The sequence below is a fragment of the Kitasatospora sp. NPDC057542 genome (assembly GCF_042801945.1).
Lineage (GTDB): Bacteria > Actinomycetota > Actinomycetes > Streptomycetales > Streptomycetaceae > Kitasatospora.
In genome coordinates, this window is sequence record NZ_JBHVFE010000174.1 from 1 (window position 1) to 16,479 (window position 16,479).

11 protein-coding genes are annotated in these 16,479 nt (G+C 71.0%); 9 read left to right on the forward strand and 2 right to left on the reverse strand.

The window, feature by feature from the left end; all coding sequences use genetic code 11:
* Nucleotides 1–8: 8 nt before the first annotated feature.
* The 3 genes from ACFU7Y_RS22025 to ACFU7Y_RS22035 all read left to right on the forward strand — a co-directional run bounded on the left by ACFU7Y_RS22025 (nucleotide 9) and on the right by ACFU7Y_RS22035 (nucleotide 7,272).
* The gene (locus ACFU7Y_RS22025; protein WP_380769411.1) at nucleotides 9–2,540 is read left to right on the forward strand and encodes a SpoIIE family protein phosphatase; all 2,532 of its coding nucleotides are present in this window, start codon (nucleotides 9–11) and stop codon (nucleotides 2,538–2,540) included.
* A 309-nt stretch (nucleotides 2,541–2,849) separates the two neighbouring features.
* On the forward strand, nucleotides 2,850–5,369 hold the full coding sequence (locus tag ACFU7Y_RS22030; protein ID WP_263455579.1) for a SpoIIE family protein phosphatase: 2,520 nt from the start codon (nucleotides 2,850–2,852) through the stop codon (nucleotides 5,367–5,369).
* A gap of 91 nt (nucleotides 5,370–5,460) precedes the next feature.
* Nucleotides 5,461–7,272: an ABC transporter family substrate-binding protein gene (locus tag ACFU7Y_RS22035; RefSeq protein ID WP_380769407.1), complete on the forward strand. Its 1,812-nt coding sequence runs from the start codon at nucleotides 5,461–5,463 to the stop codon at nucleotides 7,270–7,272.
* Here ACFU7Y_RS22035 and ACFU7Y_RS22040 read toward each other — a convergent pair.
* Entirely contained in the window at nucleotides 7,269–7,982 is a 714-nt protein-coding gene (locus ACFU7Y_RS22040; RefSeq protein WP_380769408.1) for an alpha/beta fold hydrolase, read from the reverse strand. The two genes, ACFU7Y_RS22035 and ACFU7Y_RS22040, sit on opposite strands and share 4 nt — an antisense overlap.
* Entirely contained in the window at nucleotides 7,979–8,170 is a 192-nt protein-coding gene (locus tag ACFU7Y_RS22045) for a hypothetical protein (protein WP_380769409.1), read from the reverse strand. Before ACFU7Y_RS22045 ends, ACFU7Y_RS22040 begins: the two co-directional genes overlap by 4 nt.
* Before the next feature lie 257 nt (nucleotides 8,171–8,427).
* Between ACFU7Y_RS22045 and typA the strand changes: the two genes are divergently transcribed.
* The 6 genes from typA (at nucleotide 8,428) to ACFU7Y_RS22075 (ending at nucleotide 16,440) form a co-directional block, all read left to right on the forward strand.
* Nucleotides 8,428–10,332, forward strand: a complete 1,905-nt coding sequence (gene typA, locus ACFU7Y_RS22050; protein ID WP_224279967.1) for a translational GTPase TypA — start codon at nucleotides 8,428–8,430, stop codon at nucleotides 10,330–10,332.
* 431 nt (nucleotides 10,333–10,763) lie between these two features.
* On the forward strand, nucleotides 10,764–12,398 hold the full coding sequence (locus ACFU7Y_RS22055; RefSeq protein ID WP_224279965.1) for an ABC transporter substrate-binding protein: 1,635 nt from the start codon (nucleotides 10,764–10,766) through the stop codon (nucleotides 12,396–12,398).
* A gap of 88 nt (nucleotides 12,399–12,486) precedes the next feature.
* Nucleotides 12,487–13,431: an ABC transporter permease gene (locus ACFU7Y_RS22060; RefSeq protein ID WP_224279963.1), complete on the forward strand. Its 945-nt coding sequence runs from the start codon at nucleotides 12,487–12,489 to the stop codon at nucleotides 13,429–13,431.
* Entirely contained in the window at nucleotides 13,424–14,365 is a 942-nt protein-coding gene (locus ACFU7Y_RS22065; RefSeq protein WP_224279961.1) for an ABC transporter permease, read from the forward strand. The genes ACFU7Y_RS22060 and ACFU7Y_RS22065 overlap by 8 nt, the downstream gene beginning before the upstream one ends.
* A gap of 19 nt (nucleotides 14,366–14,384) precedes the next feature.
* The gene (locus tag ACFU7Y_RS22070) at nucleotides 14,385–15,431 is read left to right on the forward strand and encodes an ABC transporter ATP-binding protein (RefSeq protein ID WP_224279959.1); all 1,047 of its coding nucleotides are present in this window, start codon (nucleotides 14,385–14,387) and stop codon (nucleotides 15,429–15,431) included.
* Entirely contained in the window at nucleotides 15,424–16,440 is a 1,017-nt protein-coding gene (locus ACFU7Y_RS22075; RefSeq protein WP_224279957.1) for an ABC transporter ATP-binding protein, read from the forward strand. The genes ACFU7Y_RS22070 and ACFU7Y_RS22075 overlap by 8 nt, the downstream gene beginning before the upstream one ends.
* Nucleotides 16,441–16,479 lie beyond the last annotated feature (39 nt).

Sequence of the window (16,479 nt, forward strand, 5' to 3'; positions counted from 1 at the left end):
GGCCCGGCCTGCGCAGCCGCCCCGGCCGGCCGTTTCCCGGCGGTCCGGCCGACGCCCCGGGCGTCCCCGGTCCGCCCGGGGAGGGCAGCCTGCTGGACATGCTCAAGGTCGCCATCGCGATCCTGGACACCGCGGGCCGGGTGGTGCTCTGGAGCCCGGCCGCCGAGGAACTGCTCGGCTGGCCGAACGAGCTGCTGGTCGGCCGCCGGATCGACGAGCTGATCCCCGCCCGGGAGCAGGTCGCCCGGATCCGGGCCGCGATCCAGGACACCCTGCGGCACGGCCGCTGGGCCGGCCACGCCGAGCTGTGCGACCGGGACGGCGCACCGGTCGCCGTGGACGCCCGGATCTCCCTCCTGGTGGACGGCGACGGCACCCCGTTCCTCCAGGTCAACATGGCCGAGGCGGGCGCCGTCCGGGCCGTCGAGCGGGACCTCGCGGTGCGCGACGCGCTGTTCGAGCAGTCCCCGCTGGGCATCGCCATCATGGACACCGACCTGCGCTACACCGCCGTCAACCGGACCCTCGCCGAGATGAACGGCGTCGCCCTGGACGACCACGTCGGCCGCACCACCGGCGAGACCCTGCCGGAGCGGGCCGCCGACGAGATCACCGCCATCCAGCGCCAGGTGCTGGCCACCGGAGAGCCGGTCATCGACGTCACCCTCGCCTCCCCGGTCACCACCCGGGCCGGCTACCGCTCGATCTCCTACAGCCGGATGACCGACCGCTCCGGCCGGGTGCTCGGCATCTCCGGCACCGTGATGGACGTGACCGAGCGCTACCGGGCGGTCGCCAAGGTCGAGCACGCCCGGCGCCGGCTCTCGCTGCTCAACGAGTTCGGCTCCCGGGTCGGCGACCTGCTGGACGCCTCCCGGATCGCCCAGGAGCTGGCCGGCTCGGTCGTCCCCCGGCTGTCCGACCACTCGGCGGTGATCCTGCTCCAGGCCGTCGCGCACGGCGACGACCTGCCCCGGCACGGCCACGACCGGCGCACCTCGCTGCTCCAGCTCGGCACCGCCTCCGTCCAGGACGGCCCCGAGGTGGACGTGATGCTGCGCCGCGGCGCCCGGATCACCTTCGCCGAGGACTCCGTCTGCGGCCGGGTGCTGCGCACCGGCGTGCCCGAGCTGCTGTCCGGCGCCGAACAGCTGGACGGCGTCACCTACCCCGGGGACCCGAAGATGCAGGCCGCCCGGGACCTCGGCGTGCACTCGATGCTGGTCGTGCCGCTGCGTGCCCGCGGCATCGTGATCGGCCTGCTGCTGGTCAGCCGGGCCGGCTACCGCGAGGGCTTCGACCGGGACGACCTGGCCTTCACCGTCGAACTGGCCGACCGGGCCGGCAGTTCGCTGGACAACGCCCGCCTCTACGCCCGCGAGCGCACCGCCGCGCTCACCCTCCAGCGCACCCTGCTCCCGCAGCAGGTCCCGCAGCCCACCGGCGTCGAGGTCGCCTACCGGTACGTGCCCGGCAGCAGCGGCACCGAGGTCGGCGGCGACTGGTTCGACGTCATCCCGCTGCCCGGCGACCGCACCGCGCTGGTGGTCGGCGACGTGATGGGCCACGGCCTGCGGGCCGCCGCCACCATGGGACGGCTGCGCACCGCCGTCCGGGTGCTGGCCGCCCTCGACCTGCCGCCGGACGTCCTGCTGCGGCACGTCCACGAGCTGGCCGACGACCTCGCCCAGGGCCCGGACGAGGCGTTGCTGGCCACCTGCGTCTACGCGGTCTTCGACCCGGCGACGGCCCGGCTCACCGTCGCCAAGGCCGGGCACATCCCGCCGGTGCTGGTGGTGCCGGGAGAGGACGTCGCGGAGCCGACCCACACCGGCGGCCCGCTGCCCGGCGGCGCCGGCCGCATCCTCGACCTGCCCTCCGGAGCCCCGCTCGGCGTCGGCGGAGTTCCGTTCGAGTCGGTCGAACTGAAGATCCCCGAGGGCAGCCTGCTGGCGCTGTGCACCGACGGCCTGGTCGAGTCCCGGGACAAGGACCTGGACGTCGGCCTCGACCGGTTGATCACCGTGCTCCAGGAACCGCACGCCTCCATCCAGGCCGCCTGCGAGGCGGTGCTGGACACCATGGAGCAGGGCCGGGAACCGGACGACGTCGCGCTGCTGCTGGCCCGGCTCGGCCACGGCCAGGCCGGCACCCCGACGGCGGGCTGGACCCTGCCGGCCGAGCCCACCGCGGTCTCCCGGGCCCGCCGGCTGGTCCGCGCCATGCTCGCCGAGTGGGGCGTCGAGGAGCTCACCGACACCGCCGAGCTGCTGGTCAGCGAGCTGGTCACGAACGCCGTCCGGTACGCCAGCGCCCCCATCGGGGTGCGGCTGACGCTCGGTGAGACGCTGCTGGTCGAGATCTCCGACCCGCTGCCCGACCCGCCCCGGGAGCGGCACGCGGCCGAGGCCGACGAGGGCGGGCGCGGTCTGGAGCTGGTCCACCTGCTGGCGCTGCGCTGGGGCGCCCGGGCCGAGGGCATCGGCAAGGTGGTCTGGTTCGAACAGGCGCTGCCGGGTAGTGAGCCCGACGGATCGTGAGCGGAGCGAACAGCAGGGGAGCGGTGCCGCATGTGCCATCGGGAGCTCAGGGGGAGCGCGCGCTCCGGAAGGGGGCGCGAGCGTGGCATTGTGGTTGCGCGGGCGGTAGGACAAAAACCTTCGCCCGATCTGATGTTGTGATGTTGAGGGCGTGTGAACGTACCCCTCGATGATGAATACTCGGTCTTCTCGACATCCGGACGGTCGCGGGTTGGAGGGGTCGGTCCGTTGAACAGCACTCCGGCACGGAGCACGTCGCCGAGCAGCAGCCGTCATGCCGCTGTACCCGGGCAGGCCGGCTCCGTGCACCTGCCCGTACCGGACGGCGCGGTCACCGGCCGCGGCCACCGCCCCGTCCCCGGGGACCGGGCGTGGGGCGCCGGCGGCCCCGGCTCGATCTACGACTACATCCGGGTCGCCACCTTCGCGATCGGCCCCGACGGGCGGATCAGCCAGTGGAGCGAGCGCGCCGCCGAGTTCTTCGGCGTCCCGGCCGCCGAGGCGGTCGGCGCCGACCCGATCACCACCTTCGTCCCCCGCGAGCTCTGGCAGCGCGGCCGGGCCCGGCTGGAACGCACCCTGACCGGCGAGGAGTGGGTCGGCACCACCCCGTACCGGGCCGCCGACGGCGGCGAGGGCCTCGCCGAGCTCTACCTGATGCCCGACAGCGCCCTGCCCACCGCGGGCGCCACCTGCCTGGCCGTCGACCTCGGGCGGCTGCGCCGGATCGAGACCGACCTGGCCGCCTCCGAGGCCGTGTTCGGGCAGACGCCCACCGGCTTCGTGCTGTTCGACGACCGGCTGCGGCTGCAGCGGGTCAACGACGCCTTCGCCTCCGGCATGGGCCTGGTCCCCACCGACCTGGAGGGCCTCACCCCGTACGACCTCTTCCCGCCGTCCGAGGCCGACCGGCTCACCGCCGCCCTGCGCAAGGTCCTGGCCACCGGCGAGCCCGTCTTCGACCTGCGCTTCCACGGCGCCGTACCGACCCGCGAGGGCAACCGGCTCTGGGCCGTCTCGCTGTACCGCCTGAACGGCGCCGCCGGGCAGACCACGGGCGTGGCCGGGCAGGTCTCCGACGTCACCAGCCGGCACGTCGCCGAGCGCGAGGCCGACGGCGTGCGCCGCAACCTGGCCCTGCTCAACGAGGCCAGCGCGCACATCGGCTCCACACTTGACCTGGAGACCACCGCCAAGGAACTGCTGGACGTCGTCGTCCCGCCGTTCTGCGACCTCGCCACCGTCGACCTCTACACCGCGCTGCTCTCCGGCGAGACCGTGCCCAGCGCCGGCCGGCTCGGCGACACCGTGCTCACCGACGGCAGCGGCGAACTGCGCCGGGTCGCCGTCTCCAGCGTGGTCGGCGGCGCCTCCTCGGTGCTCGGATCCGTCACCGGCCTGCCGATCGCCGAGGCCGGCGGCACCCTCTGCTACCCGCGCCGCTCCCCGCACGCCCGGGCGCTGCGCACCGGCCGCAGCGTCGTCCCCGAGCCCGGGCCCGACCCGCTGCTGCGCTCCACCCTGATCGTCCCGCTGGTCGCCCGCGACCAGGTGCTCGGCCTCGTCCAGCTCTCCCGGGCGATCGGCAGCGAGCCCTTCGACGCCCGCGACGTCGCGATCGCCGAGGAACTGGTCGCCCGCGCCGCCGTCTGCATCGACAACGCCCGGCTCTACCGGCGCGAGCACGAGCGGGCGCTGATCCTCCAGCGCAGCCTGCTGCCCCCGGGCAACCCGGCCGCCAGCGGCCTGGAGATCGCCTGCCGCTACCTGCCCAGCAACAACAACACCGAGGTCGGCGGCGACTGGTTCGACGTCATCCCGCTGCCCGGCAACCGCACCGCGCTGGTCATCGGCGACGTGATGGGCCGCGGCCTGCGCGCCGCCGTCGCGATGGGCCAGCTGCGCACCGCCGTCCGCACCCTGGCGATGCTCGACCTGGACCCCGCCGAGGTGCTCGGCGCCCTGGACGAGATCGCCCGCGGCCTCGGCGACGACTCGGTGCCGGCCGGCCCGCCCACCCCGTACGGGCGGCTCACCTCGACGGCCGACGAGGAGGCCCGGGAGGTCTACCTGGCCACCTGCGTCTACGCGGTCTACGACGCCGTCACCCGCCGCTGCCTCTTCGCCAACGCCGGCCACCTGCCGCCCGTCCTGCTCAGCCCCGGCGAGGGCGCCCGGATGCTCGACGTGCCGCCCGGCCTGCCGCTCGGCGTCGGCGGCGAGCCCTTCGAGGAGGTCGAGATCGACCTCCCGGACGGCGCCGTGCTCGCCCTCTACACCGACGGCCTGGTGGAGAGCCGCAAGCACCAGCTGGACGAGGGCCTGCGGGCCTTCCGCACCGCGCTCTCCGACGAGGGCAAGGGGCTGGAGGACCTCTGCGACCACGTGCTCGGCGAGCTCAACCCGCACCACGGCGAGGACGACATCGCCCTGCTGATGGCCAAGGTGCACGCCTTCCCCGACGACGCCGTCGGCAACTGGTTCCTGCCGCCCGAGCCCACCTCGGTGGCCAAGGCCCGCGAGCTCGCGTGCAGCTGGCTGCTCTCCCGAGGCCTGGAGGAGCTGGTCGACACCACCGAGCTGCTGGTCAGCGAGCTGGTCACCAACGCGCTCAAGCACGGGCGGGGCGAGATCCGGCTGCGGCTGCTGCGCGAACGCAGCCTGGTCTGCGAGGTCTGGGACGACGGCTACGCACAGCCCCGGCAGAGGCGCGCCCAGGAGACCGACGAGGGCGGGCGCGGCCTGCAACTGGTCAGTCTGCTGGCCGAACGCTGGGGCAGCCGGCGCACGCCCAAGGGCAAGATCGTCTGGTTCGAGCTGGCGCTGTAGCCGTTCAGCAGTGGGCCGGTCGGGTGCAGTCGCCCGGCCGCCCGCCGTGTCGGCCCGTGCCGGGTGCCCGCGGCGGCGTTCGATGGCCGCCATGCGCGTCCGCCAGCTCACCGCCGCAGCCGCCGTGCTGCTGCTCGTCGCCGGTCTCGGCGGCTGCTCCGACAGCCCGGCCCCGGCCCGTACCCCGGAGCCCGTACCGGCCTCGGCCGATCCCACCACCACCACCGGGGACGTCCGGCCCGCCGACCGCGACGCCGTCGAGGACGGCGGGGTGCTGCGGTGGGCCGTCGACCGGGTGCCCGCCACGCTCAACGTCTACCAGCCTGCCGCGACCGCCGACTCGGCACTGCTCGCGCACGCCCTCTACCCGTCGCTGTTCCGGCTCGACGAGCACGGGCGGCCCGTCCCCGACCCGGACTACCTGGCCGGCGCCGTGTCCACCCCGCCCGGGCAGGAGCCGCAGGTGGTGACCTACCGGCTCAACCCGAAAGCCGTCTGGAGCGACGGCACCCCGCTCTCCGTCGCCGACTTCACCGCCCAGCGGACCGCCCTCGCCGGCCTCGACCGGGCCTACGAGGGCGGGCACCCGGCCGGGTACGACGCCATCGACGTGATCGCCGAGGGCGCCGACCCGCACGAGATCCGGGTCACCTTCCGGCGGCCGTACGCCGAGTGGCGGTCCCTGTTCGGGCCGCTCTACCCGGCGGCCGAGACCGCCACGGCCGCCTCGTTCAACCAGGCGCTGGTCGGCGGGGCGCACCTGACCGCCGGGCCGTACACGGTGTCCCAGTACAACGACGAGGGCGGGCGGGTGACGGTCGGACGCAACCCGCTCTGGTGGGGTGACCGGCCGAAGATCGACCGGATCGACTTCCTCGCGACGCCGCCCGAGCAGCGGCTCGACGACCTCGACCAGGACGGGCTGGACATCGCCCCGCTCACGGCGGCGGTGGACCAGGCGGTGTCGGTCGCGCCGTCCGGCAGCCCCTCCGCGCCGTCCGGCAGCCCAACCGCGGCAGCGGCACCGCCCGCCGCCGCGCCCGAGACGGCGGCGCTCGCCCTGAAGCGGGCCGATGCGCTGCCGAACGTCACCGTGCACCGGGCTGCCGCGCCCTCGCTCACCCAGCTCACGGTGAACGCCGCGCGGGGCCCGCTCTCCGACCCGGCGCTGCGGCTCGCGCTCGGCCAGGCCGTCGACCGGCGGCGGATCGCCGACGCCGCTCTCAGCCCGCTCGGCCTCGCGCCCGCCCCGCTCGGCAGCCACCTGTTCGCCGGGGACCAGGAGGGGTACCGCGACAACAGTGGGGCCGTCGGCCCCGCCGATGCCGCCGGGCTGTTCGACGGCGCCGGCTGGAAGCGGCCGGCCGGCGGCGGCACCCGGGCGAAGGACGGGACGGAACTGGCGCTGAGGCTGCTGGTCCCGGCCGGCTCCGCGACCGCCAAGCGCACCGCCGACGCGCTCACCGAGAACCTCGCCGAGCAGGGCGTCGCGGTGCAGACGGTGACCGCGTCCACCGACACCTTCGTCAAGGAGCACCTCGCGGCCGGGGACTTCGACCTCGCGCTCTTCTCCTGGCCGGCCAGCCCCGGCTCGGCGTCCGAGCAGCGCCCCACGTACGCCAAGCCCCGGCCGAACGCCGACGGCACCGTCAACCCCGGCACCAACTACGGCCGCAGCGGCACCGAGGAGATCGACCGGCTGTTCGACCGGGCGTCCACCGAGCTCGACCCGGCGGCCCGGCTGGACATGCTGCAGGAGGCGGACGTACGGATCTGGCAGCTCGGGCACTCGGTGCCGCTCTACCAGAGGCCGGAGCTGGTCGGGGTCCGGACCGGGGTGGCCGGCGTGGGCGCGTACGGGTTCGGGTGGCCGCGCTTCCAGGACGTGGGCTGGAGCAGCTAGAGCTCCCGGGCGAAGCGGCGCACGGCGTCGGTGAAGGCCTCCGGGGCGTCGAAGTTGGCGAGGTGCCGGGCCCGGGGAACCAGCTCGATCCGGGCCCGCCCGTGCGGGTGGGCGGCGGCGAAGGCCCGCTCGCCGGAGCGGAAGGCGGTGTCCTTCTCCCCGTTCAGGATCAGCACCGGGGCCTCGACCCGGCGCAGGACGCCCGGTTCGAAGCGGCCGAGCACCGAGGCCCAGGCGGCGGGCAGGGCCTCGAAGCCGTACCCGGCGCGGATCGTCGCCGCGACCACCTCCGGCGGGTAGAGCCGGCGCAGCAGCCCGTCGTTCCACCGGGACAGCCGCTCGGCCGGGACGTGCGGCACCAGTGCGCCGACCGCCCGGTAGGGGACCGCCCAGCGCCCCCGGGTGTCGGCGCTCGCGCCCGCGAGGACCAGCCCGCGCAGCCGCTCCGGGCTGCGGAGGGCGAACTCCAGCGCGACGTACCCGCCCAGCGAGTGCCCGACCACCAGGGCGGGCCCGCCGTCCAGCTCCTCGACCCCCGCCGCGACGGCCGCGCAGGCGGCCGTCAGGCTCCACGGTTCTCCGCGCCTGGCGCCGTGCCCGGGCAGGTCGACGGCCACCACCGGGAACTCCTCCCGCAGCGCCGCCAGCTGCGGGCTCCACTGCCCCGCACTGAACCGGGTGCCGTGCACCAGGACGATCGGCACGCTCACCGGGCCACCGCCGCGGGCACCGGCGCCGGCAGGCGTTCGACGCCGGCGATCCCGGCCGGCTCGGGGCACTGCGTGCGGGCCCGGGCGAGGGCCTTCCCGGCCTGCGCCGGACGCCCGTCGGCGACGGGGGCGGCGGCGTGCGAGCAGCCGGCCGGGGCCGGCCGGAGGGAGCAGAGGTGTCGGATCACGAACGGAAGGGTGTCGGAACCCGGCCGCCGGGTGAAGGGAGTGTGACCCACCTGTGATCTTGATCCCGCCGGACCGGCTCGTTTCCGCCCACCTCGGCCCTTCCCCGTACGATAGGAGGAAGCCGAGGCATGGCCATGTGCCCGGCGGGTGGACCGGTAGTAGCAGGCGGAACGGGCGGCGGCGATCGACAGGGATCGCAAGTGCGCGTCACGCAGCCGGGCGCCGCAACCCACGATTCCGGGAGAATCCGCAAGGCATGCCCACGCGCAACGACATCCGTAACGTCGCCATCGTCGCCCACGTCGACCACGGCAAGACCACCCTGGTCGACGCCATGCTCAAGCAGGCCGGCGCCTTCGCCGCCCACCAGCAGCTCGACGACCGGATGATGGACTCCAACGACCTGGAGCGTGAGAAGGGCATCACCATTCTCGCGAAGAACACCGCGGTCAAGTACCACCCCAAGGACGGCGGCGCGCCGATCACCATCAACATCATCGACACCCCGGGCCACGCCGACTTCGGTGGCGAGGTCGAGCGCGGTCTGTCGATGGTGGACGCGGTCGTCCTGCTGGTCGACGCCTCCGAGGGTCCGCTGCCGCAGACCCGCTTCGTGCTCCGCAAGGCGCTGTCGGCCCGTCTGCCCGTCATCCTCTGCATCAACAAGACCGACCGTCCGGACTCCCGGATCGACGAGGTCATCAACGAGACCTACGACCTGTTCCTGGACCTGGACGCGGACGAGGACCAGATCGAGTTCCCGATCGTCTACGCCTGCGCCCGTGACGGCGTCGCCTCGCTGACCAAGCCGGAGAACGGCACCGTCCCGGCCGACAGCACCAACCTGGAGCCGTTCTTCTCCACCCTGCTGGAGCACGTCCCGGCCCCCAGCTACGACGAGGACGCCCCGCTCCAGGCCCACGTCACCAACCTGGACGCCGACAACTTCCTCGGCCGCATCGCGCTGCTCCGCGTCGAGCAGGGCGAGCTGCGCAAGGGCCAGACCGTGGCCTGGATCAAGCGCGACGGCAGCATCTCGAACGTTCGCATCTCCGAGCTGCTGATGACCGAGGCGCTCACCCGCAAGCCGGCCGAGGTGGCGGGCCCCGGTGACATCTGCGCCGTCGCCGGCATCTCCGACATCATGATCGGCGAGACCCTGGCCGACCCGGAGAACCCGGTCGCGCTGCCGCTGATCACGGTGGACGAGCCGGCCATCTCGATGACCATCGGCACCAACACCTCGCCGCTGGTCGGCCGTGGCGGCAGCGGCAAGGGCGCGGACGCCAAGTCCGGCGCCAAGGTGGACCGCAAGGTCACCGCCCGCCAGGTGAAGGACCGCCTGGACCGCGAGCTGATCGGTAACGTCTCGCTGCGCGTGCTGGACACCGAGCGCCCGGACGCCTGGGAGGTGCAGGGCCGTGGTGAGCTGGCGCTGGCCATCCTGATCGAGACCATGCGCCGCGAGGGCTTCGAGCTGACCGTCGGCAAGCCGCAGGTGGTCACCAAGGAGGTCAACGGCAAGACCCACGAGCCGGTCGAGCGCCTCACGGTGGACGTGCCCGAGGAGCACATGGGCGCGGTCACGCAGCTCATGGGCATCCGCAAGGGCCGGATGGACAACATGTCCAACCACGGCTCGGGCTGGGTCCGGATGGAGTTCGTCGTGCCGTCCCGCGGTCTGATCGGCTTCCGGACCGAGTTCCTCACCAACACCCGCGGCACCGGCATCGCCCACTCGATCCACGAGGGCCACGAGCCGTGGTTCGGCACGCTGACCACCCGCAACAACGGCTCGCTGGTCGCCGACCGGGCCGGTGTGGTGACCGCCTTCGCGATGACCAACCTGCAGGAGCGCGGCGTGCTCTTCTGTGAGCCGGGCACCGAGGTGTACGAGGGCATGATCGTCGGTGAGAACTCGCGTTCCGACGACATGGACGTGAACATCACCAAGGAGAAGAAGCTCACCAACATGCGGTCCTCGACCGCCGACGTGGCCGAGTCGATCGTCCCGCCGCGCAAGCTCTCGCTGGAGCAGTCGCTGGAGTTCTGCCGCGAGGACGAGTGCATCGAGGTGACCCCGGAGACGGTTCGCATCCGTAAGGTCGTCCTCGACCAGAAGGACCGCGGACGCACCGCCTCGCGCGCCAAGAAGGCGTGATCCGGACGCACTGAACGGCCATTGGCCGGAATGATTCGCCCCCCTTTCCCATGGGAAGGGGGGCGAACTTTTTCAACTACTCCAAGTTGTCGGGAGCGCTATTAACGGAATAGCGCTCATCACACCCGAGTGTCCGCTGAGCGGACATGACAGTTCGTCATCCGTGACGACTGTCCGGTTGGTGCCTGTCTGGCTATGTCTCAAATGTCCGATTTTCGAAACTTACCGACTGTTCATGTGACCTAATTGAGATCGCCGCTGGTCACTTTCGTGTCCGTGCGTGACGGATAGTGGGTGCAGTCAGGCTCGGGTCACGGGTGAACGCGCAGGGGTGCGCGCCGAAACCACGAGCGCGGACGGCACAGCGGGAACGGTCTCGACCGCCTGTCGTGCTCTCCTCGTCGGATAGTCGAATTCAGGAGGCATCCCCCATGCGTGGTGCAACCCAGACCAAGTGGCTCGTCGCGGCTACCGCGATTGCCCTCGCGGCGACCGCATGCAGCACCAGCTCCAAGAGCGGCGACAGCAAGGCCGCTTCCGGCGGCGGCACCATCGCCGTCGAGCTCGGCGAGCCGCAGCACGGCCTGGTGGGGCAGAACACCGCGGAGTCCGAGGGTTCCGAGGTCCTGAACGCGGTCTTCGCCGGTCTGGTCGACTACGACCGCAAGACCAACGCGCCGAAGCTGCGCGTGGCCGAGTCGATCGAGTCCCCGGACAGCAAGGTCTGGACGATCAAGCTCAAGGACGGCTACACCTTCCACAACGGCGAGAAGGTCACCGCCCAGTCCTTCGTCGACGCCTGGAACTGGGGTGCCAACCAGGACAACGCCGCCGAGGGCATGCCGTTCTTCAACAAGATCGAGGGCTCCGACGAGCTCGCCCCGGGCAAGGACAAGAAGCCGACCGCCACGGAGCTCAAGGGTCTGAAGGTCGTCGACGACAAGACCTTCACCGTCACCCTGACCGCGCCGTTCTCCCAGTTCAAGACCATGCTGGGCTACAACGCCTTCTACCCGCTGCCGAAGGCGTTCTTCAGCGACCCGAAGGCCTTCGGCGAGAAGCCGATCGGCAACGGCCCGTTCGAGATGGACGGCGCCTGGGAGCACAACAAGCAGATCAAGGTCAAGCGCTACGAGAACTTCCCGAGCTTCGACACCAAGGCGAAGCTCGCGGGCGTGACCTTCAAGATCTACGACAACCTGGACACCGCGTACAACGACCTGCGGGCCGACAACATCCAGGCCACCGACAAGCTCCCGATCTCGGCGATGTCCACCGTCGCCCAGGAGTTCGGCGACCGCTACATCTACAAGCCGGAGTCCGGCGTCGGCTACATCGGCTTCCCGATCGCCACCAACCCGGCCGCCTACGGCAAGCCGGAGATCCGCAAGGCGATCTCGATGGCGATCGACCGCGAGGCCATCACCAAGACCATCTTCTCGGGCACCCGCGTCCCGGCCGACGACTTCGTCAACCCGCTGGTCGAGGGCTACCGCAAGGGCGCCCTGGGCGACGCCGCCAAGTACGACCCGGCCAAGGCCAAGGCGCTCTTCACCCAGGCCGGCGGTGTCCCGAACAACACCATCGAGCTGGGCTACAACGCCGACGGTGGCCACAAGGAGTGGATCGAGGCCGTCGGCAACCAGCTGAAGGCCAACCTCGGCGTCGAGGTCACCTTCAAGCCGTTCGAGAAGTTCGGCAAGATCCTCGACGCGCTGGGCAAGAAGGAGTACTCGGGCGCCTTCCGCATGGCCTGGTCGATGGACTACCCGTCGATCGAGAACTACCTGCGCCCGATCTTCTCCAAGGTCGCCATCGAGAGCGGCTCGAACTACGGCGGTTACGTCAACGAGCAGTTCGAGAGCCTGCTGTCGCAGGCCGACCAGGCCAAGACCCCCGAGGAAGGCCTGAAGCTCTACCAGCAGGCGGACGACGTCCTGGTTCAGGACCTGCCGTACATCCCGGTGTACACCTACATGTCCTCCGCCGCCTACACCAAGAAGATCAAGAACTTTGACACCGACGCTCAGGGGCACATGAACCTGGCCGAGGTCGAGCTGGCCTGATCTGTAATCAGACGATAGGGGGCGGGTGGACCGGACCACAGTCCGAGTCCTCCCGCCTCCCTTCCTTGTCCGAAAGTATGGAGGTCTGATGGGCCGCTATGTCATCCGCCGACTGCTACAGGCGATCCCTGTCCTCATCGGTGCGACGTTCCTGATCTACTGGCTGGTCTTCAAACTGCCCGGTGACCCGGTGCAGGCGCTGGCCGGTGAGAAGCGCGCCGACCCGATCGTGGCGGAGATGCTCCGCCAGAAGTACCACCTGAACGACCCGTTCCTGCTCCAGTACTGGAACTACATAACGGGTGTGTTCAAGGGCGACCTCGGCGAGAGCCTGACCGGTCGCTCGGTGAGCGACATGATCGGCGACGCCTTCCCGTACACCGTGAACCTCGCCCTCGTCGCCTTCGTCATCGAGGCGGTCATCGGTGTGCTGGCCGGCGTGATGGCGGCCCTGCGCAAGGGCAAGTTCCTGGACCAGCTGGTGCTCATCAGCACGCTGTTCGTCATCTCGATCCCGGTCTTCGTCACCGGCTTCGTGTTGCAGCTGGTCCTCGGCGTCAAGCTGAAGAACGACTACGGAATCGACTTCTTCTCGGTCTCCTTCAACGAGGACGACGGGCTGCGCGCATACCTGCTGCCGGCCTTCGTGCTGGCCTCGATGTCGCTGGCGTACGTTGCCCGCCTGACCCGCACCAGCCTGATGGAGACCATGCGCGCGGACTACGTCCGCACCGCGGTCGCCAAGGGGCTGAAGCGTCGTCGGGTGATCGGCCGGCACGCCCTGCGCAACGCGCTGATCCCGATCGTCACCTTCCTCGGCGCCGACCTCGGTGGCCTGATGGGCGGTGCGGTGATCACCGAGAGGATCTTCAACATTCACGGCATCGGCGGTCTGCTCGCCCAGTCCGTGTACCAGAAGCAGGGCACGATCATCGTCGGCGTCGTCACGCTGCTGGTGCTGATCTACCTGGTCACCACCCTGCTCGTGGACATGCTCTACGCCGTGCTCGACCCGAGGATCCGTTATGCCTGACACCATTACCAAGGACTCCGAGGCCGCGCCCGGCGGCGGCAGCCCCAAGAGCACCCCGGCCACGAAGGCGAAGCCGGAGCGCGTCCGCAGCCTCTGGTCCGACGCGCTGGCCGACCTGCGCCGCAACCCGGTCTTCATCATCGGTGCCTCGCTGGTGCTCTTCCTGATGATCGTGGCGGCCGTGCCGCAGCTGTTCACCGACACCAACCCGAACGCGGCCGGCTTCTGCAACCTGTCCGACTCGCTGAAGCGGCCGGACGGGGACCACTGGTTCGGCTTCGACGTCCAGGGCTGCGACGTCTACACCCGGACGGTGTGGGGCGCCCGCAACTCGATCATCGTCGGCATCCTGACCACCACGCTGGTGACCCTCGTCGGCTCCCTGCTCGGCCTGGTGGCCGGCTGGAAGGGCGGCATCGTCGACAGCATCCTGTCGCGCTTCACCGAGATCTTCTTCTCGATCCCGCTGCTGCTCGGCGGCATGCTGATCATGTCGATGCTCAAGGTCGGCAACGCCTGGACCGTCTCGGCGGTGATGGCCGTCCTCGGCTGGCCGCAGATCTTCCGCATCATGCGCGCCTCGGTGCTGGCCAACAAGAACAACGACTACGTGATGGCGGCCCGCGCGCTCGGCGCCGGCAGCGGCCGGATCACCTTCCGGCACATCCTGCCGAACGCCATCGCGCCGGTCATCGTCGTCGCCGCGATCAGCCTGGGCGTCTACATCGGCGCCGAGGCCGCGCTCTCCTACCTGGGCATCGGTGTCCAGTCGCCGGAGATCTCCTGGGGCCTGATGATCAGCGACGCCCAGCCCCGCTTCCTGAACGCCCCGCACGTGCTGCTCTTCCCGTCCGCGGTGCTGAGCGTCACGGTGCTGGCGTTCATCATGCTCGGCGACGCGGTGCGCGACGCCCTCGACCCGAAGCTCCGCTGAGAGAAGAGGTGACGACCCGATGACCACCGTGATCGAGAAGAACCAGAAGACCCGCCTCGAGGTGGGCACTCCGCTGCTGGAGGTCCGTGACCTCCACGTGGAGTTCCACACCCGGGACGGCGTCGCCAAGGCCGTGAACGGCGTCAACTACTCCGTCGCCGCCGGTGAGACCCTGGCGGTGCTCGGCGAGTCCGGCTCCGGCAAGTCGGTGACCGCCCAGACCATCATGGGCATCCTCGACATGCCGCCCGGCAAGATCAGCCAGGGCCAGATCCTCTACCGCGGCGAGGACATGCTCGCCATGAAGGAGGAGCAGCGCCGGCAGATCCGCGGCCAGAAGATCGCGATGATCTTCCAGGACGCGCTCTCCTCGCTGAACCCGGTGATGACCGTCGGCGCCCAGCTCGGCGAGATGTTCCGGGTGCACCGCGGTGCCTCCCGCAAGGAGGCCCGGGACAAGGCGATCGAGCTGATGGAGCGGGTGCGCATCCCGGCCGCCAAGCAGCGTGTGGGCGACTACCCGCACCAGTTCTCCGGCGGTATGCGCCAGCGCATCATGATCGCCATGGCGCTCTCCATGGAGCCGGACCTGATCATCGCCGACGAGCCCACCACCGCCCTGGACGTCACCGTCCAGGCGCAGGTGATGGACCTGCTCGCCGAGCTCCAGGCCGAGTACAACATGGGCCTGATCCTGATCACCCACGACCTCGGCGTGGTCGCCGACGTCGCGGACAAGATCGCCGTGATGTACGCGGGCCGGATCGTCGAGACCGCCCCGGTGCACGAGCTGTACGCGAACCCCGCGCACCCGTACACCAAGGGCCTGCTCCGTTCCATCCCGCGCCTGGACCAGAAGGGCCAGGAGCTGTACGCGATCAAGGGCCTGCCCCCGAACCTGCTGAAGGTTCCGGCCGGCTGCGCGTTCAACCCCCGCTGCGACGTCGCCACCGACCTGTGCCGCACCGAGATCCCGACGCTGCACCACGTGACGGACAAGGACGGCAAGGAGCTCACCGGCCGCCGCAGCGCGTGCCACCTCTGGAAGGAGACCCTCCATGGCTGAGAACATCCTGGAGGTCAAGGACCTGGTCAAGCACTACCCGCTGACCCAGGGCATCCTCTTCAAGAAGCAGATCGGCGCGGTCAAGGCGGTCGACGGCATCTCCTTCGAGCTGAAGAAGGGGGAGACGCTCGGCATCGTCGGCGAGTCCGGCTGTGGCAAGTCCACGCTGGCCAAGGTGCTGATGAACCTGGAGCGGGCCACCTCCGGTCAGGTGCTGTTCAAGGGCGAGGACATCTCCAAGCTGCAGGGTGCGGCCCTCAAGGCCGTCCGCCGGAACATCCAGATGGTGTTCCAGGACCCCTACACCTCGCTCAACCCGCGCATGACGGTCGGCGACATCATCGGTGAGCCGTTCGAGATCCACCCCGAGGTGGCGCCCAAGGGCGACCGCCGCAAGGCCGTCCAGGACCTGCTGGACGTCGTGGGTCTGAACCCGGAGTACATCAACCGGTACCCGCACCAGTTCTCCGGCGGTCAGCGCCAGCGCATCGGCATCGCCCGCGGTCTCGCGCTCAAGCCCGAGATCATCATCTGCGACGAGCCGGTCTCCGCCCTGGACGTGTCCGTCCAGGCGCAGGTGATCAACCTGCTGGAGCAGCTGCAGGGCGAGTTCGGCCTCTCCTACATGTTCATCGCGCACGACCTCTCCATCGTCCGGCACATCTCCGACCGCGTCGGCGTGATGTACCTCGGCAAGATGATCGAGATCGGCTCGGACGCGGAGATCTACGAGAACGCGACGCACCCGTACACCCAGGCGCTGCTCTCCGCGGTGCCGGTGCCGGACCCGACGGCGCGCGAGTCCCGCGACCGGATCATCCTCAACGGGGACATCCCCTCGCCGGCCAACCCGCCGTCCGGCTGCCGCTTCCGCACCCGCTGCTGGAAGGCGGAGGAGCGGTGCGCCGAGGAGATCCCGCTGCTCGCGGTCCCCTCGCTGCTGGAGGGCCCGGCCGCGCACGAGTCGGCCTGCCACTTCCCCGAGGTCCGGGAGCAGGCCGCGGCCTGATCCCCAGCTGGTCCCAGGAAGGGCCCGTGGCGTTCGCGC

Coding starts and splice junctions, on each gene's coding strand:
- ACFU7Y_RS22065 (WP_224279961.1), top strand. CDS start 13,424: ATGCCTGACACCATTACCAAGGACTCCGAGGCCGCGCCCGGCGGCGGC.
- ACFU7Y_RS22075 (WP_224279957.1), top strand. CDS start 15,424: ATGGCTGAGAACATCCTGGAGGTCAAGGACCTGGTCAAGCACTACCCG.
- ACFU7Y_RS22035 (WP_380769407.1), top strand. CDS start 5,461: ATGCGCGTCCGCCAGCTCACCGCCGCAGCCGCCGTGCTGCTGCTCGTC.
- typA (WP_224279967.1), top strand. CDS start 8,428: ATGCCCACGCGCAACGACATCCGTAACGTCGCCATCGTCGCCCACGTC.
- ACFU7Y_RS22055 (WP_224279965.1), top strand. CDS start 10,764: ATGCGTGGTGCAACCCAGACCAAGTGGCTCGTCGCGGCTACCGCGATT.
- ACFU7Y_RS22070 (WP_224279959.1), top strand. CDS start 14,385: ATGACCACCGTGATCGAGAAGAACCAGAAGACCCGCCTCGAGGTGGGC.
- ACFU7Y_RS22060 (WP_224279963.1), top strand. CDS start 12,487: ATGGGCCGCTATGTCATCCGCCGACTGCTACAGGCGATCCCTGTCCTC.